Here is a 23011-nt window from a genome sequence, read left to right on the forward strand (position 1 = left end):
TATTTGTGATATTATATATTAATGAATAAATCAAAGAGACACCTTTATGAAATTGACTGCAAACATTAGCAGAAGAGACTTGCTAAGCCTTTTACAGGACTTACCGATTGAAAAGAGTTTTTCAACGGCTCATGCTGTGGGTGAAAGTGACATATCAGCAGTTCTTAACCAAAACTCACAAAAGAGTTCAAAGGTCGATATTTACCCTTATGATCGTCACAGCGGCTCAAGACTTAATGAGTTCCGTGAATTGATGGGGGTTTGTATAAAGGATGACTTTATATTCAAACAATATCTGAATAAAGTTAACTCAAACTCTGCAAATAATCAGACCGAAAGACAAGCAGAAGCAAAACTTTCACAATTAGAGTATGCGTTCTCAAACATATCCTCCCCTACTGCAAAAGACTTGAGTATGTCTGAGGTTATTACCTCATATAAAAGGGATGGACTGTACTCATTACAGGGTAAGATTTCTAACCCAAATGAGATAAAAGGATTTGCAACCAAAATCGATTCATTCTTGATATCGCTAAATCATGTTGTTTCTTCTGATGTGACAATGGTTCCCAAAATGGGGCTTACACAGAGAGACGTGCAATGTATAGTTGTTGCTGATCATTTATATGATGATATCTCCGAAATTCTTAAGGATACAAGTCTTCATGCAGTGACAAAATCAGTCTATGAAAAGTCTAATGGGATTTTGGATAAGAAGAAAGAATCTGCTTTAGAACGATAAAAGAAGGCTCCATTGGGAGCCTTCTTTCATTGCTGGTAATTATGAATGATTTCCATGCTATTGATGAAATCATCATTGTACCTCATCATGTATGGCTTATACGATATTGGTAAGCCATTAAAGTATATAAATGCCTGTCCTGGATTAAGCCCACTTGCAGAACGAAGATGATTAGGTTCAACCTTTAAATTATCTGGAGCTTCATATGTTTTCATTAAAATTGTGGTTTTGAATAAGGATTCAAAAGCATCATTATATTTTGTGTCAAACATTGAGTATGTTGACCAAATTACGCATCCATTTTTCTTGTTTATAGATTGAATATGGTTTTCCATATCTTTGCAATCATAAGAGTTTTCATCAATATTCATAAAGTCCATTACAGTGATACAAGAATAATCAAGTTCGCTAGAATTAGAATCTATTTGTTCAAATATTTCTTTCAAATGACAATGATACTTTTTGTTTTTCTCCTTCACTTGAGAGTGAACCCTTAATATTAGAATCTTTTCTTGCTCGACATATTTTCGAATATCAAACTTTTCATCTTCGAAGATATTAATAGTAATGATATCTGATGATCGACCAGCCATAATTGCTTTGGCATAGATTAATGGTTCTATACATGATTCGCAATCAAGTATATAAACTGCTAACTTATCATTGAATATGGCGAATTCAGATAAAATATTCGAGCAATTGAAAATACCTGACCCTGTTGTACCTATCACTCTCAGGTTGCTTGTTAGCTCAACATTGGATAGCTTCACACTTTCATCTACTAACTTCCCTGGATTAACTAAATCAAGCATATGCTGGTATAAAGTCTCTGGCTTGTTTCTACGAGGATTAGTTAGAGTTACAGGGTAACGACTAGTGGAAAACTGTTCAAACATTTTTCTTCTAGCGTTTAGGTCAGATTTGCTGATTTTGAAGTTACAAGGCTGTACAAAGAATGCTTCAGGATTCGAAACCTCAGATTTACTCAGACTGAAGACCTTATCGAAGTACTGTTGCTCTTCTTTCAATCTTGATTTTATTTTCTCAATAACTTCTTGCTTTGAGATGCTTTTGAAGTACAGCGCCTTTATTAATTTAACAATAAATGACTCAGAAGAATCATTCACAAACTTTGTTTTTGAAGCTGAGTGTAATTCAGGGAATTCATTTCTTTTGTGTATCTTAGAAAAAACAAATTTAGGTATTTTCCCATCCTCTGGAAATTGTGCTAGAAAACCTGCATGACTGAACTTACTGGATCTTTCTATTAAGATATCAGCGTATTTATCAAGACCATCTCCATCTACTTCATATTCTTCGTTAATAACGTAAAAATCGATATCTAGAATCAATGGTAAATAATATAAGTATGTTGCTAACGGCAATCCAGCACTTACATCAAAATAGTTATTTCTCCTTTTTACAATTTCGTTGTCTAGAATATTGTAAGTTTTAAGGCAGTTGTTTGATAGCAGGTGGATTTCTGTGCAACCAGAAAGTTTAATTAAAGAATCTTTGATATGGTTTCTTAAAGTAACCAATTGTAGTGGTGCAATTTTATCCACCCGTGACTCGTCATATGAATTCAGCTTCGCTCTTAAATTATCCACGCTTTCTTTTATTAAATCTGCAATCTCATCTTTATTTAAATCTCTTGAGCATAATGAGGCACAGTGAAGATCATTCGAAATGCTTCTTATTGAAATAACACGTTCTGTAATTAAATCATTAGATCTAATTTTGTTTAATAAATCTACCATTTTTCTTTCTTAAATTTAGTATTTTCGCCATGATATCAAATAAAAAATAAAAAACAACCTGCCATAAGGCAGGTTGTTTCTATGCAGATAGAGCTTTGAGGTTTTCTTCACCAACTATTTCTTCAATTTCTATATCACCAAATAAATGGGGAATGTATTTTTCATTAACAATGGAGTTGATGTCATCATCAAATTCCCTGAATGATATGTTAACGCCTTCCATTGTCAGCTTATCATCAATGGAGGGGTCTGGAGCCATCCAAACACCCAAGATAGCCATTGGCTCATTTGGAGATATTGAGCCAGACATGCAAAGTCTCTGGTCAACAGTCTCGGTGTTTGCGTAAAATCCTTCTGTCTTAGTGACAAGCTTGGATGACTTGTAGATTTCGATGTTATTACTTAATCTACCGTTCAGAGGTTTTCGACAAAAATCTTTCATGCTGTGAGAATCAGTAGTTAGACGTGTCTCAAGCAACAAACCTGACACATCTGAATACTTTTTCCTGAACTCCGTTTCATTAGAAAACTCTTCAGAATTCATCACATCCCATACCCAAGCCCAGATTCCTTTATTCGAAATAAAGTAACGCCAAGCAGGTTCATAAAACTTCACGCTATCTTTCCATTTACGCCAGGTTCTGAATGTTTCTGGTGAACCATCCACCATATCTTCCCAAGGCTGCAAAATAAAGATATGTGATAACTCCTTACCATAAGCGTTGAAAGGATTGCTAAGAGAACAGTCATCAAATCCTAAATCGCTTATTTGACCAATGACGGTTTTATCTTGTCCAAATTCACTATGAAAAAGCTCAAAGAAGTACTCTGCCGTTAATGAATCCTCGATATACGCCATATCAGCAAATACACCAACACCCTTAACTTTCTCTTTCTTTAGGTGGTTACTGATAAACCCCTTCATGTACTCATAGTGAAGATTAACCTGAGAATCGGGTTGTCCTATTTTCCTCGAAAATAGGTCTTGTACATAAACGGACTCATGGATCATTACAGGTGTGTCACCATTAAATTCGTAAAATCCTTTAATCTTGCAATTTTCATAGTCATATGGAATGTCGAATCGACCATATAACGCTACATGATCATTTTCATACGTCCAAGCAGCATAATCTAAGAAGTTTTTGTACTTAGCTTCATTGAAGATTTCTCCGAAATACTTGGATACTTTATGCTTATGTCTTTCAAATAAGATCTCTAAGGAGTCAACAATCAGACCGTACATTTTTGGCGCTTGATCAAGAATATCGTCAATTTCCTTTTTTGAAAGATTGTAGAACCTAATTTGATCGTTTTCGATTGGATATGAGAACTGATCATAAAGATCGTGCTCATAGCCGCTAGCAATCAGCATCGTGGCTGTAATTGGACACAATTCATAAAGTTCATCTTCGGTGGACTTTAGAGGTAATCGTAGTAATTTAGACATTTTAGCTACCCTTACCGTATGCTGATGCTCTTGCTGTTGATTTGAAAAATGCGGCTCTATTCGATGAAAGCTTCTGTGAAGCTACCGATTTAACCTTGTTCTGATAAGCAGCATTGTTCGAGTAGTAAGCTGATCCATTACTATGCATGAGATAATGTAATCCGCCATTGTATGAACCAGAATGATGATATTCGGCATTGTCATTTACAAGAATACCGTTCATATCAGTCAAACGTGTCACCTTTGTTTCTTCTGCATATATCATTCGACCATCTATGATTTTCTTGTAAATTGGTGATTGTGTTTTATCATCCATTTCAACAAACTTTTTCATCTCATCACTTAATGGACTAATCTCTTTTAGACTCTTTGTTGTGTATTTATACAAAGTAAGGATGGACTTATTATTCTTATAAAATGTAACAACTAGCGCTCTGTTACCGTTTTTATCAACGCCCCAATAGGAAAGGTAGTAATCTTTAACGTTGCTTCTTGCAATTTGATTAAACTGAGTAACAAATTCCTTGTCTAGTGACATTATTTCAGACTTTGCTTTTTTCAAATCATAATCAAATTTACGCTCAAATTCCTTCTCCTTTTTAAGCTTTTCAGAAAAACTATCTATCGCCGCTATAGAGCCAACAACAACGGCTGTCGCTACACCGCCTAAAAATAGCGTTTTGCCAAAACCACCACCCTCTTTTCTTTTTGAAGGGTGTGAAGAACTATACTTATGCCTTTTCATCGTAAGATCCTTTTATTATTACTTTATTTATTTGGTTTATTAATTAATTTCGATGATTATAAGTTAGTCTTTAGGTAAAGTTCAACCCTTTGTGGTTTTATATGTTAAATAAAAAGCCGCTAGTGCGGCTTTATGAAAGAAGAGTCTTGTAGTAAGACCTAAGCTTTTTAAGTGTGATGTCTGGATTGTCTGTTTGAAACCATACTTTACCAACACCTGTGGTACATATGGAATAGTTTTCATCCAGTACTGTGTAAACATAGTCTCTGTCACCAACCTTCATTATGAAGCTTGGTTTGCTGTTTGGGTGTTGTATTTGATACCAAGTCCATTTTGAGTAACCCTCGTCCATAAGGAAGATTTCAATTTTGATTCTATTGTCAAGCATGAATATGAACAGTAGGTATGAATATCGAGAGGCGCGGATTATTACATTTATATTAAGATTAGTCCACTATGGGGAAAGTTTCATAAATAAAGGAGGCGCTAAGGCACCTCCAATAGTTCAAATGATTTATTTGCTACCTTTTTACCGCTAAGTAATTGGTATTCCTTTTCACGATCCCCGTAAAGAAAATCGATGCGTGATCTTAATGTTTCTTCCCAATTGATAATCTCACGGTCATATTCAATTGTGATTAACACTTCAAAATCACCATCCCTTTTTTTTACGCACGGTGTAGTTTGAGGGTTAGAACTCCAGAATATACCAAATTCATCCTGTAGTTTGAGCTTGTTTGGTGAATTTGTATACACGCTTCTATAGAGATAGTCTGGATCTTCCTCTTGGATATCTCGGAAAATCTCATTTGCTTTTTGCTTAAGGTAATTGTGAATCTCTTGCTTTCGGAGCTTAGAGTCTCCGATAAAGTCAGTCAATTCTTGATCTTCAAAATACTCATATATTGAGCTTCCATGATGCGACCATTTACCTGTTGTTGAGATTTCGTCAATTACTTCGTTTGACAGTAGATATTCTAAAAAATCATTAAGTGTTTTCATAAACATTCCTCCGTATGGGGAATGTTTATCCAGGTCTATATTTGTTAAAAATGTAAGTGTTCATAATTTAGATGCAACCTAGCTCTTTCAATTTAGCTTCATCTTTTGGGATGTAGTAAATGGTAAGATCGCTGTCTTTAAATGCTTCTTTAATTATTTTCTCTATCACTATCCAATCACCGTTAGCCCATCCAGCGCCAATCAAATGGATGCCGATTTGCTTACCTTCGAAATCCTTACTGATTTGTAGTAATGCTTTTCTGATTGCTCTGTAATCGGCTAAGACATATCCCCTACCACCCTTCACTTTTGGTTCATTGTTTCTCCTGGCAATGAAGTGGTATTGGGTGTAGGCGTTTACAACAACTTTTCCGTTTACTTCACAGTATGTGTACGAGCCTAGCTTTTTCTTGTCACCAACAGTTGTTTTTTTGTCAGCGTCAAGTGCTTCTGGAACTCTCTCAAGTATCTGTTCTGCTAGACCCCTGCCAAAGCTGCAAAAGCAGTTGCAACCTTGCACAAGTACGTCTATTTCATCCTTGATAAGCAATGCATCCAGAATGTCTTTTTTCATATATTTTAGTTTCTGCATGGTATTTTTATTCTATTTATTAATATGGATAACGGGCTAATTTAATAGCCTTTGTATGTTTTTCCTTGTGCGTAAATTTTGTATTTACCATCAGAAACCTTAAGCGCATCAAAGTTTAGTTCTTCTAGGAAGTAACTAGAATCATCATCAACTCTCCAGTCTGCCTTGCAGCCAGGTAGAATCGATGCCATGACTCCATCAGCTACTGTTGCGAGATGAACTTCTTTCATTCCACGCGTCATGCCAACATAGAAAAGTCTACGCTCAGTTTCATAGTCTGTTCTAACGTCTTTCTTTTCATAAGGCCATACGTTTTGAACAACTTCTGGCATATACACAACAGGCCACTCAAGCCCTTTGGCTTTGTGTACACTGCTTATCACGATACCTTTAACACTATCGCTTGATGACTGTACCCTGTAACGCATTTCAGACAACGATTTGTAGCAATCTTTAGCTGAAGTTTTGTCATTTTCAATGTATTCCAATATTGCCATGTATCTGTCAATCGCTTCTTCCTGAGAGGAAGCAGTAATTGAAGCGTAACGTATTCCGTCTACAAGCTTTGTGTCTTTTGCATACTCCCGCAAGATACTGGAAGCTGTTGTATTTGGGTTATTGCATTTTATCGATAACTGTTTAAAAGTTTTAATCAAATCTAGCAGCTTAATCCGCATGTAGCTGTGAATTTTTTCATCAATCAGAAGCTGACACAATCTTTCAAAGTTTATGTTTGGCATATCCTCAGCTTTCTTGAGAGCTTTTTCATAAACTTGAGCTTCAATTGATAACACTGGAAACTTAAGAATATCTTGATACAGTCTAAGTCTAGCTTTGTGCTCTAAAGCCATGTCTTCATGTGCGACTTTTGCAAATACCGCTGTAGCACCACGAAACTCTCTTGAGTTTAGACATGTATTATCTGATGTGATCTTGTATGGTATATCGCTTTTAATAAGCTCTAGTTCGAGCTTAACTGCGTTAGAATATACACGCACAAGAGCAGCAATATCTTGGTACTCATACCCTTCTTTTATTTTTTCATTGATTAAATCAATAAAATCACGACCAAAGTTGTTACTAAGTCGAAGGAAAACCTTGGTTCCTTCATCGAAAGCAGAGACGCACTCAGAATCAAATCGTTCTTTGTTGTTCTGAATCAGATTGTTCGAAAGATCTGCTAATGCACTTGAGTAACGGTATGTTTGAGGCAGATTGTAAAATGTATGCTTAGGGTAATTCATCTTAAACTCATTAAGCATAATACTTGGGTCTGCGCCAGCGAAAGTAAAGATAGATTGGTCAACATCACCACATGCTATTAGATTACCTTCAGTACCAACAATGTAATCGAGTAACTGGCTTTGCGCCCTGTTGCTATCTTGATATTCATCTACGATTACAAACTTCTTCTTGTTCGAAATCCATGCTGCCCAAATGGGGTTTGCCTTCAAAAACAGTACAAGATCGTAAATCAAATCAGAGAAGTATCTCACTCTCTTTTGTTTTCGCTCTTCTTCAAAGACATCAAAGGCATCCACAAAAAATCTGAACTCTTTCTTGATATCAAAAGCGTCAAATGCTTCGTCTGGTGGCAGTAACTCTGCCTTTACGTAATCTACAAAACTTAAGAATTCGTCAGCAGCTTTACTTGACTTACCTTGAAGCTCTTTAAACTTCTTCTCGTCACATGACTTTCTCAGAGCTTTTAATGCTGCCAACTCACGAGCTTTTTCAAACGTTATTAGTTTATGAGGTGGTATAACCCCTTTTTTCTCAAGAGCTTGAAGTGTTCTGAAGCATAGAGAGTGATAAGTTCTAATTGTTGGAATATCACCTTTGTAGCCATACTCTGCCGACAATGATGCTAACTTTTCTGCAAAATGCTCACTTGCATCTTTACCGAACATTAAAATCAGCATATCTTTATCTGAAAAACCATCTTTGAACATGCAGTGAATTGTATGCGCTAAAGTTGTTGTTTTACCAGAACCTGGAGCAGCACTTATGAGCGCGTGTCCATCTCTATGTTTAGTTACTGTCGATTGATTGTTCGATAACATTTCGTTCGTTCTTTGGTATACGTTATTACCCATTAATTTATATCATAAAGCCTTCATAATCAATTGTTTTTTATATGGCATATTAATTGTGCGCGTGATATATTTTACAAAACTTAAAACAATAAAATTATCAATATGAAAATTTCAAGAATAACACTATTAGCCCTAGCCAGCTTTGCTTCAGTCACCAATGCCCAAAGCGAAGTTGAGATTGAAAAGAGCTACCCATCACCTGCCAACATGCTATCGTCACTGATTGTATCTCCATACGCATTTAATAGTCAGCATCTTAATAAAATGATCTTCTTCAGAGGCGGTGAATCAATGTTCTCCTGTGACCATAGCGATAAGGGGAAGCTCGTATTTGCAGATGTCGAAGGTGGTAAAGTTAATACTTTCTCAGGATATGACTTACCATCACCTAAAGCCGCAGTAAAAATGGAGCCAGATCTCTATTACACACAGGTAAAAGACATCATGTTTAAGATGAAGATTAATAACTGCATAGATGTTAATTTGGCACCAATCATTGATTTTGGTTACGGGAATAGAAGCTATTTTCAAAATGATAAAATTTATCAAAAGCATATTGATGCATTTGTAAAAGCAAATAAAGATTCTGGTGTTAAAATTACATATAAACACTACCCTCCCAATAAATTTGTTGAATTGACAGATGAAGAATCGAAAAGCTTTAATGAAGCTAAGAAGAAATGGGCTAAAAATCCAGAAAGTCTCAGCATGGGATACTCTGAGGTTGAGTATGGGAAATACATTACAGGTGAATTTGAGTCAGAATCTTCAGAAATGCTTAATCATATCTCTAAAAGATTTGATAGCTCAGATTTGATTATGTTGGACAATAACCTTTATGTTGAATCAGGGTTCACACCTTATGTTGCTTCAGAGTTACCTCAGAAAGACCATTTTTTGAAGTCATTTCCAGGTCTTGTTATTACTGATGATCTTTATCAACTAAACCTTGATAATATTGATGTTGTTAACGTGTTTAAGAATTCCGATTTATTTATTATCACCTCTTTAGAAGATACGAAAAAATTTCATAAGCTTATGATTCACGCGATGGCATATGATCGTGATTTAATTGTTCAACTCAAGAAAAAGTACGACAGAGTACAAGAGAGATTGAATTGATATTCACCTGCTTTATGCAGGTGTTTATTTCTGATACAATTAAATAAAAATGGAATCAATTTTATGAAAGTTTGGATTAGAGAAGCCTTAGTTCCTAAGCTTCTTAAAAATGCAGATAAGCTAATTAAAAGAGCGAATAAAATCGGCTCTGAACCCATTACTATTACGCCGACTGGTGAAACTAAACTTGACTACTCCGCCTTTAAGCGTGGAAGTCTTAGTAATGGTTGGGATGATGATGTAAGGTTTGCGCGAATCAATGGTAGACCATTTGTTGGTATTCCATATATTGAAATGGAAATCGAAGGAATCATGCCTGTTATTCAAGGCTGGGAATTCTTTGCCAAGATCAACCATATGGGTAAAGATAAAGAAAACGGTGAATATTTGAACATTGTTGAAACTTCACCATTTATTGGTCAGCAGGCTGAATTCGAATCAAGCATTCAGGAACATCAAGGATGCGCACCCAATTGTCAACATTGTGATACGGTGAGAAGAAGAAGTACCACATTCCTCTTACGCAACATAGAAACCAAAGAAATCAAACAAGTAGGTAGTACTTGTGTGGACGATTTCCTTGATGATGATACTTTGTCTAAAGCCCTATTCCACTTTAACCTAAATAAGCTTTTCGATGAGATCGATGAATATGAAGGAGACTATGATTATGGTCGTGGTCAATATAGATATCATATCGAGCCTGTAATGGCATTAGCTTGTTATTTTATTAAGGAATATGGTTTTGCAAAATCTGATGAGGAACCGTCAACAAAACAAAGAGTAATGAATCACTTGATGCGTTCAGGTAAGAACTTTGATGATGAAGCTCTTAAAATTCTTTATCATTACGCCGCTGAAATTGAAAACCAATATTTGAATGATGCTAAGGAAATTATTGAGGAAACTTTAAATAACCCTTCTAAAAATAACTACATCCACAATTCAAAAGTGATCATGAAAACAGGGTATGTGGATATTATGACAGGTAGCGCGTTAGGCATTGCTGTATCACTGCCAAAAGACTTTTATACGAATAAGGCTAAAGCCGACCTAACCTTCAAAGAAGAATTCTTTGGCAACGAAAAAGACCGTGGAGTCTTAAAGCTTAAACTGCTTGAAAAGTATGATAGGTATGATACTGCGTACCCATATACCTCTTACTCATTTGTTGATGATAGCGGATTAAGATTCTCTGCTAAATCCTATTTCCAGTCTTACATTGAAATGGATATAGGTAAAACATACACAATGAAAGCAACGGTTAAGGGACATTACACGCACGATGACGGAAGAAAGTCTACGAATATTACCAGGATTAGTGAGTTGGAAGAAGCGTCACCAGATATTCCGACACCAGAGTTTAAGGCTCCTAAAAAGACCAGAGCCAAAAAGAAAACTGCTGAAGCTGGTTTAGGCATGTAAAGATAAAGGCTGAGATTATTCTCAGCCCTTTTATTTAGTGATTAACCCATTCAACTGATTTTAGGTCAACACCATCTAAGTGCATATCCCACAAAGGCGATAGCTCTCTTAATCTTTTAATAGCACTTTTTATTGTTTTAATTAATTCTACTATGTCGCTATCGACTGTTTCTCGTCCAAAGCTAAATCTTATTGAACTATGTGCAACTTCATCATCCAAGCCAAGCGCCCTTAATACGTATGATGGTTCTAGTGATGCCGATGTACATGCGGAGCCACTAGACACTGCGAACTTGTCAATTGCCATTAGTAATGACTCCCCTTCAACAAATGGGAAGCTTATATTAATGATATTAGGCAAATAGTATTTACTTGAACCGTTGACCTGAATAGGCTCTATGTCGCTGATTCCAGTCAATAGTTTATGTCGTAATCTCAGATACTTGTTTCTATCCTCAAATATCCGTTCGTAGGCGATTTTGGAGGCTACAGCAAACCCTGCTATTTGATGCGTTGGAAGCGTTCCAGAGCGCATTCCTCGCTCATGACCACCACCAAGCATTTGAGGCTTTATTCTAATGCGAGGTTTTCTACCTACATAGAGAGCACCGATTCCTTTGGGTCCATAAATTTTATGAGCTGAAATAGAGAGAAGGTCAATTTTTAGATTTTCAACATCGATGAGTAATTTACCATATGCCTGAACTGCGTCAACATGAAAAATTACTCCTTCAGATCTTGTTAGAACCCCAATCCTTTCAATATCGTTTATAGTCCCAATTTCATTGTTTGCAAACATAATGGAAACTAGGATTGTATCAGGTCGCATATGGTCTTGTACGTGATCTACCGTTACCCGACCATCTTTGTCAGGTTCGATATATGTCACTTCAAAGCCATCAGATTCTAGCTGACGACAGGTGTCTAGAACGCTTTTATGCTCTATCTTGCTTGTGATTATGTGCTTACCTTTCTTTTGATAAAACAGCGCAGCGCCACGAATTGCTAAGTTATTTGCTTCTGTAGCGCCTGAAGTCCAAATGATGCTTCGAGGATCGGTATGAAGAGAGTTTGCTATTTGTAATCTTGATTCTTCAATTACTTTTTCTGCATTCCAACCAAAATCATGGCTTCTTGAGGCTGGATTTCCGAAGTTATCAGAGTATCCTAAGTGCTTGACCATCTCTTCGATAACTTCTGGCGCTACTGGAGTAGTTGCAGCATAATCCAGGTATATTCTTTTTTTAATATTCATAAACTCACCTTTAATACTTGACTAATTTAGTCGGTTATTTTTGGAAGTATAACGAATATTAATCTCAAAAAAAAGCGGGAATTTCCCGCTATTTTTATCCTAGTTTGGAAAGCTGCTTTTTTAGCATTTTTTCAGGATCGTACTTATCCTGGCTTTTCTCACTTGCGCATGTTGTAGAAGGTTCAGGGTGCTCTACATTACCTAAAGCCATTTCTTTTAATCGCTTATCGTAGGCAGATTCAATTTCAAGCTCTATACGAAACCTAGTTCCAGCGTCGAAATTCTGATGGTCTTTTACAGCATCAATTGCGCCTTCAACCATTTTTTCAAGCGTATCTTCTTGCTTAGCCCTACGAAATTTCATCAGGTAATCATTCATGTGATGACCTTCAGGTATATCTCTTCGGATTGCCATATTACTCCATTTTATCAAAGCCTTTGAATGGGTTTTTAGTATGACATAAATGCCATACATGAACAATTTCTACTTGTTCTTATTGATCTTTTTCAGATCGACAGTTGACATAATATTGTGATTACATCAAAATCTGTTTTCGAAAATAAAGTGAATGCAAAATCTGATGTTATAACGACATTTTTTATGTGGCTCTCTATGCTTTACTGTACATAAGCTCTTACTAATTTTGTTGACTTGATCTTGTAATTCACTCAAAATCAAAGCTTAAACAAATTTAAAATTAACAATAAAAGGTTCTTTTATGAAAAAAGTATTTCTAGTAGCAGCTCTTGCTATGGTTAGTGCAACTTCTATGGCAGCAAATCTTGGTTATGATAGCGTTTACGCGAAAGCTGGCACAATCAATGCAGATGGTGCAGATCCAACAGCGATCACTATTGGTCTGTCAAAAGAGCTTGCTCATAACTTTTACGGTATTGCTGAGTACACAAATGTAGATTTCGATAGCCTGGAAGGTCTTGATAAGTCTGATAGCTACCAGCTTGGTCTTGGCTACCATACTCGCATCCATCAGAACATCGATCTTTACACTCAAGCGGGTATCTTCAATGAAACTATTGATGAGCTAAAATACGATGAAGACCTTGGCTTTGCTCGTGTAGGTTTGAAAATCATTGCCGCTGAGCATCTGAATTTTGATGTATCCTACGGTAGCACTTTCGGATCTGATTATGCAGAGAAGAAAGATCTTACTGCAAAAATGGAATACTTCGTGTCGAATGAATTTGCGTTTGGTGTTGAGTACAGCCACCAAGAATACCTAACCAACTATGGTCTATTCCATACTGATGGTTCGGATGACGCAACTGGCAGGGTTTCATTCGTAGCAAGCTACAACTTCTAAGTCTGTTAACCTAATGGAGGGGATTAATCCCCTCTATTTTTATAAAGTATAAAAAATGAGCACCGATACTTCTTTTATCTTAAACTATTCCATTCTCCTAGCTTCAGCTAGCCTGGTCGTTGTTACGATTGGGTCTTCTGTTTATTTATCCAAAAGACAAGAAAAATCTAAGCAAGTAGACTCTCGTGTTAGAGATATTAATCTAAAGGTTAATAATCTTATGCGGTCATTGACAGAAGCTAAAGTGATTGGTTTCGGCACCGTGCCTGAGATTGCCATTTATGCTCGTATGATTCTTCTCCTAGAAGAATCCATTTCTCATAAATGCAATAAAGAGCTTGAGAAAGAGGTTGATTTGATGCGACATAAAATAGCTGAGTTATCCTCTAACTTTCAAAGAACTAAGATCAGACAGTTCAAAGATCCATTACAGCTATCTAAGGTTGAGAAGACCATTACGGCAGTAAAGCAGTGGATTGCTCAAGCTTTTGCTAAAGGATTTGTGGTAGTAAATCAATTCCATGAAGAGATGGATAATCTCGAAGACTCGAAAGTTACTATCCGCGCATTTCTGATGATCAGCCTTACTAAAAAGCTGCATCAGGCGAAAGCGTTTAATGCTGAAATGCAAGCTATGAAAACTAAAGAGTTTATCGAGATGAATGACTTTTTGCGTAAAGAGTTGTTTCTTGCCAGCATCAATAAAATCTTAAGTAAAATTGAGAAAGAAAAGCTAGAACTGGAGCAAGAGCGCTCTAAGACCACTGAAATCCATGATCCTCTTGCAAACTTTGAACGAACTTTGAAGTCAAAAGATCATCTTTAATTCTCCATTCTTGAGTTGAAGGCTCGTATTTTCTACTGTTTGGATCAACATTCTTCTTAATTAAGTCCACCAGCATTGGAGAATACGGGAATTTAACATAGACGTTACCCCCTTCTCTACGCAAAGACTTTAGATTTTGTATTTTGTTCGCATCTTTTTTAGGTGCGGATTTTCCAGAGCTTCCATCAGCTACAATATCTTTGTTTAACAGATTGTTCTTGAGTTCAACTATATCCTTATCCCTCAGATCGCAATTAATACTCTGCATAAACGAATATATGCTCCTAAGTCCCTTCTCGCTGAAAACAGCAAATGTATAGGTGTTACCATCTCTCTTCATTGACAAGCCCTTTCCTGGAGCTTTAGGGATGGATAAATACTGCTTTTCGTCAGTGATCGTGACAGTTTTCCCTGATACTGTTTTATGGAAGTAATCAGGCTTAACCATCTTAGGTTTAGCTATGTCCATGAATTGTCTTAGGTTGACAGGCTCACCATCAACTTTGAGCTTAAATTTAAGTGCATTAGCCAATGTTATTATGACTCTATAATCTGAAAGGAAAGCTATTTGTGCAACAGCCTTATTCTCGTCTTTAATGTATTCGTATCGAGTAAGCTTCTTTGCTTCCTTGTAAGAATTTCTCGCTTTGATTTCTAAAGTGACAGGTTCAGAATCTTCAGAAGTATTGAGGAAAATGACATCTCTCTCATCGAATCCAGATCGTAGTAAGTCATTTAGGGTCAACTCTCCTTCAAATCCTTCACGCAAACGGTTATATGCGCCTTTACAAAAATGGAGGTTATCTAGCCCAATAAGCTTCTTAGCAATGTACTCAAAGCCCCTACAGTACGTATTTTTGACTATCCATTTTGTATTGGTTTCGCCTTCAACTTTTTCTGCGTTAAGGAACTTGAATGCATCATCGACATTTGGGGAGTATTTGATGTCGTTGTATACCAGGATGAATGCATCTTCACTGAATAGCACCAAGTGCTTTTCATTGATTCTTTCTCGCAGCTTATCTCGAACATCCATAAGTACTTTTGGGATGTCTTCTTTCTTCACGCCTTTGAGTTTCTCTTTGTAAAGTTCGCTTATGCTAGTCTTGAAGATGCTTTCTAGTTGAGTTTGATATTTGAAAAGGATTGCCCAGCAAAAGGCGTAGTCAAGCTCAGTCCACTCATCCAATGGTAGTGCCGCAAGATGATGCCCCTTTCTAGCGTCAGGTTTATTGAAGCCCAAACCATCTTTTTTTGCTGCCATGTCGCAAACAGAAGATAGTTGATTAACAGCTATACCGATAAGTTCCTGCTCGGTTTTGTTAAAGAGGCTTGAGCTTTCCATGTTGCATTCCTAAATCAGGAGTTATTCTTCATCTACAATTTCATTTTCAAATATATCAGGATTACTTTCTACATTGATCTCAGGTAGATCTTGTTCATTGTTATCGTAGGACTCATTCAAGGCGTTGTTATTCATAACTTTTTCCAGATTTATTATATTTAATATTAAAAATTTTGTCTATTTTACAACCATACGAGCATAAATAAAACAAATAAAATTGATCTTTACTTACAAATTAGTATACTCCCTGAAAAATATTAAAAACATAAAAAAAAGAAGAATAATAATGAAACAAAATATTGAATCAGCCTACTACTCTCTTGCAGGCGGTATAAAGATTGGTAATGGTTTGAGTTGCAGGTTATTGAAAGAAACTGATCCTGATATACAAAATTCTATGCTTGTAAATTCCGTCATTACCACATCAAAATACTCTCATATCCCTGTCTCTTTATCATCGGATGATGGTTTATTTTGGCAACCTTGCATCATGCTATGCAAAGATAATTCCCCAATTGGATATATGGTATTCACCTTCAATTGGGGTTCAGAGTATATGGATGAGGGGTATTACCAACAAAAGCTAACTTTTGAGCTTAACTACATCTACATCCTTCCAGATCATCGAGGACAGTCGTTTTTTAGTGCATTTATTGATTCGTTCTTAGACTGCTTCCTTGAAGACTTACACAATGATCTCATTTGCTCAAGATTCTTTAATGTCCAGTTTGCATATCACGCAGAATACGCATCAAAGGAAGGAAGACACATTGGTTCTCGCTTCGTAGAAGCGTTTGAAGACTTCTGTGCTGATCATGACTATGAATTTTTAGATCTTAACGACTGTTAAAAGGATATTTATAATGCTTAATAAATTTTTCTCATCCAAAAGTGATTGCGAGCAGCCAACGATAGATTTTGGAATTTGTAGGTACGATACGATTCGAAAGCGTTCATTATATGATTCATTGTTTTGTAAGAAATCAAAAACTTGGAAGTTGCCAATCAGATTGTTTGATCGGGGTTTATTTATTATCGGTGATAGCTGGGGAAACTCTGGGCGGGTAACGTTTACTAATGCTTACGCAAAAACCTTGCTTGATTATGGAGCGAGAGTTATCTATATCACTGAATCATTATCAGGACTAAACAGTGATTCGAAAGGTAATGAAATATTAGAGAATATGCATGAGCAAATTGGATTCAAAAATCTTCAACATGACGAGGTTTTGATATCTGAGCTTTCTGGTGAATTCGATCCAAAAACCTTTGATAAGGGTGTAAAGTTATCTATCATAAAAACTAATCCAGGATGGCAATATAAAGACGATATGGCAAAGGGGTTATACAACACTAAACTTATATCTCTTTTAAATAAGATTGCAGAGTCTGGTATAGCAAGCCATGATACACCATTAAACAAACGTGAAGTCGTTGTGATACTTGAAGAATCGCAACCCTTAAATGAATCAACCAGAGATGAGCTTGAGAAAGCAATGTGCTGGCTTAAAGGAAAGGGTTTTGGATTAGTTGTATCTACAGATGACACAAGAAGATACAGGGGAATCGTTAATTCTTTCGGTCACTATGCACTTTTTAGGATGGATGACCCTTATGAAGAAATGTGTTCTCATAACTTTCTAAGGCGTGATAATAGTCATTCTTGTTCTGGATTGAATCAGTATGTTTCACGTATTGATAGTCGCGATATTAAGAACCTTAGAAAACATGACTGTTTTTTTGTTTCAAGATTAAAAGACAACACTGATGTGAATATGTTCTTTGTAATGCTTGATAGTGACAAGCTTTCATGATTATAAAAAAGCGCTATAACATTTTATAGCGCTTTTTGCTTAACAAAAGGCTGTTTCATAAATGACATGGTACGCAAACTCATGTGCAGCTTCTGGTTCTAATCCCTTGCCTATTGCCCATCCCAATACAATTGAATACCAGTATTGGCTTCCTGTAGGGTCTATCTCTTCCGTTTTATCATAGACTTCATCGAGATATACTTTTAAAAGTGCTTCCTTATCCATGAATATTTCCTTTTTATTGTTAATTTATTGAATTTCTCTGTTTTTACTTATTGGAATCAAGACCAACTTCAAACTTCTTATCTACAGCGCCAGGTATTGTTTCCCTGTCTGTGCGACAGATGCGGTAGTAATTATTACCGTTTGCATTATCCGTAATAACGCCTTTCTTATATGCCCACGGTGTTTTAGCAACCACGTAGCTGTTACAGAGGCTTTGAGGATCTTCTGACTCACAGATGGTTTCACCATCATAAACGAATTTGTAGATTATCCTCGGCTCTTCACTACTTTGATCTAACCCTTTGTAGAAATAGCTATTATCATCAATCTTGCAATCCCAATTAAGCTCATCAACAGCCTCTTTGAAATCGGTATACTGGTCTTTTACAGGGCTTTCTGCGTAAGCGCTAATAGCAAAAGTTGCTGCTAGTATGGCGCTCAGCCTTAAAATGGTCTTTTTCATAATTACTCACCTTGTTGTTTGTTAATGTTGTTAGCGACACCAATAAGCTTTGTAAAGAGCTTAGCCGTGTTTTTCGCGTCCACTAATGCATCATGAGCCTTACCTTCAGGAGTAATGCCCCATTGCTTCAGTGCATCATTAAGCTTTATTTTTTGATTGGTTCCCATCAATGCTGAGTGAACCAAGCTTAAGTTTATAATTGATGTTGAAATTGGTACATCAATTCCTTTCAACTCGCACTCATTCTGAAACTGAAGGTTGTCTACCCCCCAAAAAACAAGTTTTTTATTCTTGATGCCATATTTGACTAATGTGTTCATCACCATGACTAGAGGACTAGCAGATTTAACTTGTTTTGGAGTTACGCCTGTAAGCTTTGTGCAGAATGCGCTTACTTGGTTAATGGTTGGCTTTACGAACAGCATCTTTTCAGACACAAGTGAACCTTGAGCGTTCAACTCAACAATTCCAATTTGAATGATTTCTGGCACATAGCCTTTTGGTGTGGTTTCTTCACAGGTCATCTCTAAATCAATGACTAAGTAGTTATCTTTATTGCTCACAATCCTGCCTTTATTAATTCTCTTTTCAATTAGCCTATATACTTAAAAAGGCTGGAAAAATCCAGCCTTTTTTATTTGTTAATTAAATTCAACCAGGTATTTTGGTCGGATTCGATTCAGATCAAAAACAATCATTTCATTGTTCATTACTGAAGACTCACCTGCTTTCGCGAATACTGAGTCATGTCCGTCTTTGTGTAGGCTAGAGTCTGAATATTCAGGGACAAAGTACTCACCCATCGCTACATCACATAGGAACATGTAGCATGTGTACTCTTTCTTGCCTGACCAGAAGCCTGCTGAGTAGTTCAATGACTTAGTTGAGTTATTAGAGAAGTACACACCATTACCAAACATGCGCCCTACTACGTGACCCGCAGTCTCTGGTGGGATAATAAGACCATTCTTAAGAATAGATACCACGTTACCAGCACGAGTACCATGCCATAGCGTCCAAACGTTTTTCTGCTCAGACATTTTATTTTCTTCAAAGCCTTTCGTCATATGGTCAATAGTAACTTCGAAAACGCGCTTAACACGCATGTTTGAAGAGCTGTGGTATGACGATTGATTTGATTGGTAAATTTTCTTAATTTCATCGATTACAGTCTGATCTTCAACAAGATTAACTGAACAACCAAACAGTTCAGGTGTTGGTTGATTCTCGCGTTTTTCTTTTACTTCTTTCAGTAATTGCTCGTTGATTTCATCAAGCTGCTCTACTGAGCTTCTAAGGTCGGCAATGATACCAAATTGCTTATCGATTTTTTCTTCTGTATCGAAGAATGTTTCGATAGCGAGTTTTGATTTAGCCCTTTGAGGAATAAGCATTAGGTAATCACAAAACATCGTTCTTACGCTATCTGAGCTAAAATCACCTTTTTTGAAGAATGGAACCATTTGATTTAGCAGCTTTTCCGCTTCATCAATAATGTGTGCATCTACGAAACCAAGTGGCGTTTTAAATAGTCCTAGCTCATCATCGAATTCAATTTCAGTGTTAGACACGATGTTGTGGATGTTCTTCTCGATTAGCTGATCGATAAGTTCAAAAATGACATACTTGTTATTTGTGCGGATTTGCTCGCGAGCAGCTTTGCGAATAATGTCATTTGGCTTGAAGTTGCTTTGTACAAGATGTGCCTGGTCAATGACTTGCAGTTCGCGATACCCATCACGGATTTTAGAACGTTTTTTCTTTTCCAGCTCTCTTTCCGCAGAGCATTCAGACCCCATCATTTTGGGATGTTGAATCTGACCTCTCGTACCTACTCGTCCATTATGAACACAAAAACTGGAGCCTTCAGTCCAAGCTTTCCAGAATTTGTTGTTGTTATTATCGAGATCAGTTTTAACAAGTACTATCATCTTTAATTCCAATTTTATTTATTAATTGCTTACTTTTGCCGCTGCGGGCTTTATTAGTAACGAATTATATTTTATTTGTCATTTAAATGCAATCATTCAAACTGGCTCAATCTTACAAAAACTCTTGCTGACCAAGTTGTTAGTTGTTATGATTTAGAAAAATACTAAACAATAAATTAATAAAATAAATAATAAAGGTGTTATGATGAAAGGTATCCCATATTCTGTTGTGGCAGCATCCACAATAGCCATTTCACAGCTTGCTCATGCAGGTGTGAAGGTAGATAATGATTACAATAAAGAGCAAGTTGATGATTTGATGGTTAATGATATCATTGGCGCATTAAATGCAACTGAATCCGAATCTGAATTCTTTATCGATAGAGATATTGCGGAAATGTTCGCGGTTGATGGTAAGATTGAAGGGCTTGACATAGAAGCGTTTCTCGCTAATAATCAATTTGAAGCAACAGCAGGAAGTACAGCTCAATGTTGTCATTCGAACTGCCATACGAACTGCCATAATAACTGTCACGGCAGTAGAAGTTGGCGATAAATCTTGTGGTTTTACAAGATTTCATTGTGAAGAACAAAAAATAAAAAAGGTCACTTCAGAAGTGACCTTTTTTATTCTTATTAATAAAGGTAGTCAATGTGAATAAAGAAACTGTCCAATACAATCCTTTTAATACAGAAGAGGTAAAAGATATACTTGTACCCTCTTCAACCATTAATCCATTCCCTTTACTTACTACGATTGATATGAGGAGATTGTTGTCACGCTTTGTACCGCCAGCATTTGCTGAAGGTGTAAGATTTATTGATCCCAAGGCAGACCCTTCACTCTATGAGCGGCTTTTCTTAATTAAAGAACTCTACGAGAAACGAACACCTTACAAGGCGTGGTATATCAATCTGAAAAAGGGGGAAATGTTGCCTAGAGGCAAGCGATTCAGAGCCATTCACAACAAGTTTAAAGCGGTAAAAGAATAAAGGGAGCCAGGCTCCCTTTTTATAGTCCACCACCCAAGAATTTCTTGAGTAAAGATTCCCTTCTTTGCTTTTTGTCTTCCTCTTCCTGTTTGATTGCATTACTGAAGCTGTTCACTTTATTGATGAAATCTTCTGGGTAGTCTTCGGTATCAACTTCATTGCGCTCCAAATACTCCACAAAAGTTTCATCACTAACAACCTCTTTCCATTTGTAGGTAATGTCATCATAAATGAATGTCATATTGGTAATATTACCATTCTTAAAACTTACCTCAGGAATGATGTTGTTCGCTTTAAGCATCTGGGTGTATTTTATCAAACCGACCTGTAGACCAATTTCAGTTCTTCTTACTGCTTCTTTGATAAAGTGGATCCCTAAAGCTTTTCTTTCTTTTGGGTTCTCAATCGCGATATTGCTAAGTTCTTCCTCAGCATCACGAATATCTTTAGCAAGCTTTTCCCGTATCGAGTCAAGGTTGTACTTCTCTTTTAAGATTGGGATCATTTCAAGCATTTCGTACCCAATTTGTTTAGAGAAATTGACAGCTTCCTCATTGTACAAAACCAAGGTTTCATCTAATGGCGCAGCCAGGTATAAACCATCAGCTTTAGTCATCCTTGATAGACCAACATATGCTTGTCCACAACCAAATGTACCTTGCGTTAAGTCTAGAATGGCTTTATCAAGCGTTTGCCCTTGTGACTTATGTATGGTCATTGCGTATGCCAGCTTAAGCGGGATTTGCTTCAAACTACCGTCTTCTTTTGGCTTAACAACTTCCTCATCGGTTTCTTCGCTTTTACCCACAGTGTATTTGAGCTGTTTCCATACATGCTCAGTGACTTTTACGTCTCCACCTCTATCCAACCTGACTCTTACGTAATTCTGCCCTAGCTCAATAACCTCGCCTAAATCACCATTGACGTAGGAACCTGTCTTGTTGGCAATAGCCATTACGCGTGACCCAACTTTAAGCTCTAGTTCTTTCTCAGCGATACAATCTTTAGGATTAATGTTCCCTTTAACAACAGCAGTATAAACCCTTGTAAAGCCAGCGACAGAATCAAGACCATACCCATTATATTTATTCACCTGCGCATTTGTCGTACACAGCCGTAACGTTCCTGGAGGTGGTGGATTCTTGTTTGTAATTTGATTTATTGTATTCAGAGAGCGTTCAATCTCATGCCCCATACGGATGTTTCTTAGAGACTTAATGTAATATGAGTCAGAAGTACGCTCTGAACTGATTAGACTTAGACAAACGAATTTACCTGTCAGCCATGCATCAGCATTAAATGCGTACACATTCTTACCGTAGCGCTCTTGCAGCGCCTTTCTTTCCTCGTAAGTTTTCACTATAGGTTCAAGCTGACAGAAATCCCCAACTAAGATGATCTGACACCCTCCGAAAGGCTTTTTGCTCTTGTTTAGCTTTCTTAAGACAACATCGATGTTATCAAAGACATCTGCTCTAACCATTGAAATTTCATCAATCAGAATGTACTTAACCTTTTTTAAGAGTTGAAGCTTCTCTTTTTTAATCTTCTTAATGAAATCAATTGGGTCGATGTACCCAGTATGAAATGAGAAGAACGAATGTATTGTTTGTCCTCCTACATTCAAGGCAGACATGCCAGTAGGTCCCAAGACCACAAGGTTTGGGATGGATTTTTTTATTGTCTCTGATAGATACGATTTACCACAGCCTGCCGAACCAGTGATGAATACATTCTTACCAGATGAAACAACCTGAAATATGAGCTGTTGAATGTCGTTTAAAGAAAGTTGCGCTTGTAGCGCATCAATTTTTCTTATTAGACGCTCTCTTTTTGCAGAATTCGTCAACATAGTATTTATTAATTTATTTTAATAGCATAAATATTAGCATTTCTGCGAAAT

24 protein-coding genes are annotated in these 23011 nt (G+C 36.7%); 9 read left to right on the top strand and 15 right to left on the bottom strand.

The genetic code is table 11. The features are described 5' to 3' along the window. Positions 1 to 46: 46 nt before the first annotated feature. Complete coding sequence (locus AACT42_RS12870; protein WP_094133440.1) at positions 47 to 742, top strand: hypothetical protein; 696 nt, start codon at positions 47 to 49, stop codon at positions 740 to 742. 26 nt (positions 743 to 768) lie between these two features. Here the strand turns inward: AACT42_RS12870 and AACT42_RS12875 are convergent, their stop codons facing one another. The 7 genes from AACT42_RS12875 to AACT42_RS12905 all read right to left on the bottom strand — a co-directional run bounded on the left by AACT42_RS12875 (position 769) and on the right by AACT42_RS12905 (position 8354). Continuing rightward, positions 769 to 2502, bottom strand: a complete 1734-nt coding sequence (locus AACT42_RS12875) for a hypothetical protein (RefSeq protein WP_094182846.1) — start codon at positions 2500 to 2502, stop codon at positions 769 to 771. Positions 2503 to 2581: 79 nt separating this feature from the next. Next, the gene (locus AACT42_RS12880; protein ID WP_094131940.1) at positions 2582 to 3952 is read right to left on the bottom strand and encodes a glutathionylspermidine synthase family protein; all 1371 of its coding nucleotides are present in this window, start codon (positions 3950 to 3952) and stop codon (positions 2582 to 2584) included. Position 3953: 1 nt separating this feature from the next. After that, positions 3954 to 4697: a hypothetical protein gene (locus AACT42_RS12885; protein WP_094131939.1), complete on the bottom strand. Its 744-nt coding sequence runs from the start codon at positions 4695 to 4697 to the stop codon at positions 3954 to 3956. Positions 4698 to 4827: 130 nt separating this feature from the next. Beyond that, positions 4828 to 5085, bottom strand: a complete 258-nt coding sequence (locus tag AACT42_RS12890; protein WP_094131938.1) for a hypothetical protein — start codon at positions 5083 to 5085, stop codon at positions 4828 to 4830. Between the two features lie 98 nt (positions 5086 to 5183). Next, positions 5184 to 5699, bottom strand: coding sequence for a hypothetical protein (locus AACT42_RS12895; RefSeq protein ID WP_094131937.1), 516 nt, complete (start codon positions 5697 to 5699; stop codon positions 5184 to 5186). Positions 5700 to 5766: 67 nt separating this feature from the next. Then, entirely contained in the window at positions 5767 to 6291 is a 525-nt protein-coding gene (locus AACT42_RS12900; RefSeq protein WP_176432222.1) for a phosphatase, read from the bottom strand. A gap of 41 nt (positions 6292 to 6332) precedes the next feature. Then, the gene (locus AACT42_RS12905) at positions 6333 to 8354 is read right to left on the bottom strand and encodes an ATP-dependent helicase (RefSeq protein WP_176432223.1); all 2022 of its coding nucleotides are present in this window, start codon (positions 8352 to 8354) and stop codon (positions 6333 to 6335) included. Between the two features lie 135 nt (positions 8355 to 8489). Here AACT42_RS12905 and AACT42_RS12910 point away from each other — a divergent pair, with 135 nt between their 5' ends. Both AACT42_RS12910 and AACT42_RS12915 read left to right on the top strand, forming a co-directional pair. Beyond that, a complete protein-coding gene (locus AACT42_RS12910) occupies positions 8490 to 9509 on the top strand; it encodes a hypothetical protein (protein ID WP_094182847.1) in 1020 nt (339 codons plus the stop codon). Between the two features lie 63 nt (positions 9510 to 9572). After that, the gene (locus AACT42_RS12915) at positions 9573 to 10934 is read left to right on the top strand and encodes a hypothetical protein (protein WP_094133519.1); all 1362 of its coding nucleotides are present in this window, start codon (positions 9573 to 9575) and stop codon (positions 10932 to 10934) included. Positions 10935 to 10968: 34 nt separating this feature from the next. Here AACT42_RS12915 and AACT42_RS12920 read toward each other — a convergent pair whose 3' ends face one another. Both AACT42_RS12920 and AACT42_RS12925 read right to left on the bottom strand, forming a co-directional pair. Beyond that, positions 10969 to 12183 carry an IscS subfamily cysteine desulfurase gene (locus AACT42_RS12920; protein WP_094133524.1) on the bottom strand — a complete coding sequence of 405 codons (1215 nt, stop codon included), beginning with the start codon at positions 12181 to 12183 and terminating at the stop codon, positions 10969 to 10971. 100 nt (positions 12184 to 12283) lie between these two features. Beyond that, positions 12284 to 12604 (bottom strand): hypothetical protein, encoded by a 321-nt coding sequence (locus AACT42_RS12925; protein WP_094133520.1) that lies wholly within the window; start codon positions 12602 to 12604, stop codon positions 12284 to 12286. 304 nt (positions 12605 to 12908) lie between these two features. Here AACT42_RS12925 and AACT42_RS12930 point away from each other — a divergent pair, with 304 nt between their 5' ends. Continuing rightward, positions 12909 to 13511: an outer membrane beta-barrel protein gene (locus AACT42_RS12930; protein WP_094133521.1), complete on the top strand. Its 603-nt coding sequence runs from the start codon at positions 12909 to 12911 to the stop codon at positions 13509 to 13511. Positions 13512 to 13566: 55 nt separating this feature from the next. Beyond that, the gene (locus AACT42_RS12935) at positions 13567 to 14337 is read left to right on the top strand and encodes a hypothetical protein (RefSeq protein ID WP_094133522.1); all 771 of its coding nucleotides are present in this window, start codon (positions 13567 to 13569) and stop codon (positions 14335 to 14337) included. Here the strand turns inward: AACT42_RS12935 and AACT42_RS12940 are convergent. Then, positions 14267 to 15682 carry a hypothetical protein gene (locus AACT42_RS12940; protein ID WP_094133523.1) on the bottom strand — a complete coding sequence of 472 codons (1416 nt, stop codon included), beginning with the start codon at positions 15680 to 15682 and terminating at the stop codon, positions 14267 to 14269. The two genes, AACT42_RS12935 and AACT42_RS12940, sit on opposite strands and share 71 nt — an antisense overlap. 286 nt (positions 15683 to 15968) lie before the next feature. Between AACT42_RS12940 and AACT42_RS12945 the strand changes: the two genes are divergently transcribed. Further along, positions 15969 to 16532, top strand: coding sequence for a hypothetical protein (locus AACT42_RS12945; protein WP_094132137.1), 564 nt, complete (start codon positions 15969 to 15971; stop codon positions 16530 to 16532). A gap of 13 nt (positions 16533 to 16545) precedes the next feature. Then, positions 16546 to 17496, top strand: coding sequence for a hypothetical protein (locus AACT42_RS12950; protein WP_094132138.1), 951 nt, complete (start codon positions 16546 to 16548; stop codon positions 17494 to 17496). A gap of 39 nt (positions 17497 to 17535) precedes the next feature. On the opposite strand, the gene AACT42_RS12955 is transcribed toward AACT42_RS12950, so the two are convergent. The 4 genes from AACT42_RS12955 to AACT42_RS12970 all read right to left on the bottom strand — a co-directional run bounded on the left by AACT42_RS12955 (position 17536) and on the right by AACT42_RS12970 (position 20115). Next, complete coding sequence (locus AACT42_RS12955; RefSeq protein WP_094132139.1) at positions 17536 to 17721, bottom strand: hypothetical protein; 186 nt, start codon at positions 17719 to 17721, stop codon at positions 17536 to 17538. 43 nt (positions 17722 to 17764) lie between these two features. Next, positions 17765 to 18184 (bottom strand): hypothetical protein, encoded by a 420-nt coding sequence (locus AACT42_RS12960; RefSeq protein WP_094132140.1) that lies wholly within the window; start codon positions 18182 to 18184, stop codon positions 17765 to 17767. Positions 18185 to 18186: 2 nt separating this feature from the next. Further along, on the bottom strand, positions 18187 to 18747 hold the full coding sequence (locus tag AACT42_RS12965) for a 3'-5' exonuclease (RefSeq protein ID WP_094182848.1): 561 nt from the start codon (positions 18745 to 18747) through the stop codon (positions 18187 to 18189). A 78-nt stretch (positions 18748 to 18825) separates the two neighbouring features. Continuing rightward, positions 18826 to 20115: a WGR domain-containing protein gene (locus tag AACT42_RS12970; protein WP_094134108.1), complete on the bottom strand. Its 1290-nt coding sequence runs from the start codon at positions 20113 to 20115 to the stop codon at positions 18826 to 18828. 202 nt (positions 20116 to 20317) lie between these two features. Here AACT42_RS12970 and AACT42_RS12975 point away from each other — a divergent pair, with 202 nt between their 5' ends. Beyond that, on the top strand, positions 20318 to 20671 hold the full coding sequence (locus AACT42_RS12975; RefSeq protein WP_133297330.1) for a hypothetical protein: 354 nt from the start codon (positions 20318 to 20320) through the stop codon (positions 20669 to 20671). 98 nt (positions 20672 to 20769) lie between these two features. Next, a complete protein-coding gene (locus AACT42_RS12980) occupies positions 20770 to 21108 on the top strand; it encodes a hypothetical protein (RefSeq protein WP_094134107.1) in 339 nt (112 codons plus the stop codon). A 19-nt stretch (positions 21109 to 21127) separates the two neighbouring features. Here the strand turns inward: AACT42_RS12980 and AACT42_RS12985 are convergent, their stop codons facing one another. Beyond that, entirely contained in the window at positions 21128 to 22960 is a 1833-nt protein-coding gene (locus AACT42_RS12985) for a DEAD/DEAH box helicase (RefSeq protein WP_094134106.1), read from the bottom strand. Positions 22961 to 23011: the final 51 nt, after the last annotated feature.

It is taken from the genome of Vibrio sp. V15_P4S5T153 (genome assembly GCF_963874485.1).
GTDB classification, from domain to species: Bacteria; Pseudomonadota; Gammaproteobacteria; order Enterobacterales; family Vibrionaceae; genus Vibrio; species Vibrio anguillarum.

Excerpts from the sequence above, each read along its gene's own strand:
- AACT42_RS12890 (WP_094131938.1), bottom strand. The coding sequence starts at position 5,085 with ATGCTTGACAATAGAATCAAAATTGAAATCTTCCTTATGGACGAGGGT.
- AACT42_RS12940 (WP_094133523.1), bottom strand. The coding sequence starts at position 15,682 with ATGGAAAGCTCAAGCCTCTTTAACAAAACCGAGCAGGAACTTATCGGT.
- AACT42_RS12905 (WP_176432223.1), bottom strand. The coding sequence starts at position 8,354 with ATGTTATCGAACAATCAATCGACAGTAACTAAACATAGAGATGGACAC.
- AACT42_RS12945 (WP_094132137.1), top strand. The coding sequence starts at position 15,969 with ATGAAACAAAATATTGAATCAGCCTACTACTCTCTTGCAGGCGGTATA.
- AACT42_RS12960 (WP_094132140.1), bottom strand. The coding sequence starts at position 18,184 with ATGAAAAAGACCATTTTAAGGCTGAGCGCCATACTAGCAGCAACTTTT.
- AACT42_RS12910 (WP_094182847.1), top strand. The coding sequence starts at position 8,490 with ATGAAAATTTCAAGAATAACACTATTAGCCCTAGCCAGCTTTGCTTCA.
- AACT42_RS12935 (WP_094133522.1), top strand. The coding sequence starts at position 13,567 with ATGAGCACCGATACTTCTTTTATCTTAAACTATTCCATTCTCCTAGCT.
- AACT42_RS12930 (WP_094133521.1), top strand. The coding sequence starts at position 12,909 with ATGAAAAAAGTATTTCTAGTAGCAGCTCTTGCTATGGTTAGTGCAACT.
- AACT42_RS12950 (WP_094132138.1), top strand. The coding sequence starts at position 16,546 with ATGCTTAATAAATTTTTCTCATCCAAAAGTGATTGCGAGCAGCCAACG.
- AACT42_RS12885 (WP_094131939.1), bottom strand. The coding sequence starts at position 4,697 with ATGAAAAGGCATAAGTATAGTTCTTCACACCCTTCAAAAAGAAAAGAG.
- AACT42_RS12895 (WP_094131937.1), bottom strand. The coding sequence starts at position 5,699 with ATGAAAACACTTAATGATTTTTTAGAATATCTACTGTCAAACGAAGTA.
- AACT42_RS12915 (WP_094133519.1), top strand. The coding sequence starts at position 9,573 with ATGAAAGTTTGGATTAGAGAAGCCTTAGTTCCTAAGCTTCTTAAAAAT.
- AACT42_RS12955 (WP_094132139.1), bottom strand. The coding sequence starts at position 17,721 with ATGGATAAGGAAGCACTTTTAAAAGTATATCTCGATGAAGTCTATGAT.
- AACT42_RS12925 (WP_094133520.1), bottom strand. The coding sequence starts at position 12,604 with ATGGCAATCCGAAGAGATATACCTGAAGGTCATCACATGAATGATTAC.
- AACT42_RS12880 (WP_094131940.1), bottom strand. The coding sequence starts at position 3,952 with ATGTCTAAATTACTACGATTACCTCTAAAGTCCACCGAAGATGAACTT.
- AACT42_RS12970 (WP_094134108.1), bottom strand. The coding sequence starts at position 20,115 with ATGATAGTACTTGTTAAAACTGATCTCGATAATAACAACAACAAATTC.
- AACT42_RS12900 (WP_176432222.1), bottom strand. The coding sequence starts at position 6,291 with ATGCAGAAACTAAAATATATGAAAAAAGACATTCTGGATGCATTGCTT.
- AACT42_RS12875 (WP_094182846.1), bottom strand. The coding sequence starts at position 2,502 with ATGGTAGATTTATTAAACAAAATTAGATCTAATGATTTAATTACAGAA.
- AACT42_RS12975 (WP_133297330.1), top strand. The coding sequence starts at position 20,318 with ATGATGAAAGGTATCCCATATTCTGTTGTGGCAGCATCCACAATAGCC.
- AACT42_RS12985 (WP_094134106.1), bottom strand. The coding sequence starts at position 22,960 with ATGTTGACGAATTCTGCAAAAAGAGAGCGTCTAATAAGAAAAATTGAT.
- AACT42_RS12870 (WP_094133440.1), top strand. The coding sequence starts at position 47 with ATGAAATTGACTGCAAACATTAGCAGAAGAGACTTGCTAAGCCTTTTA.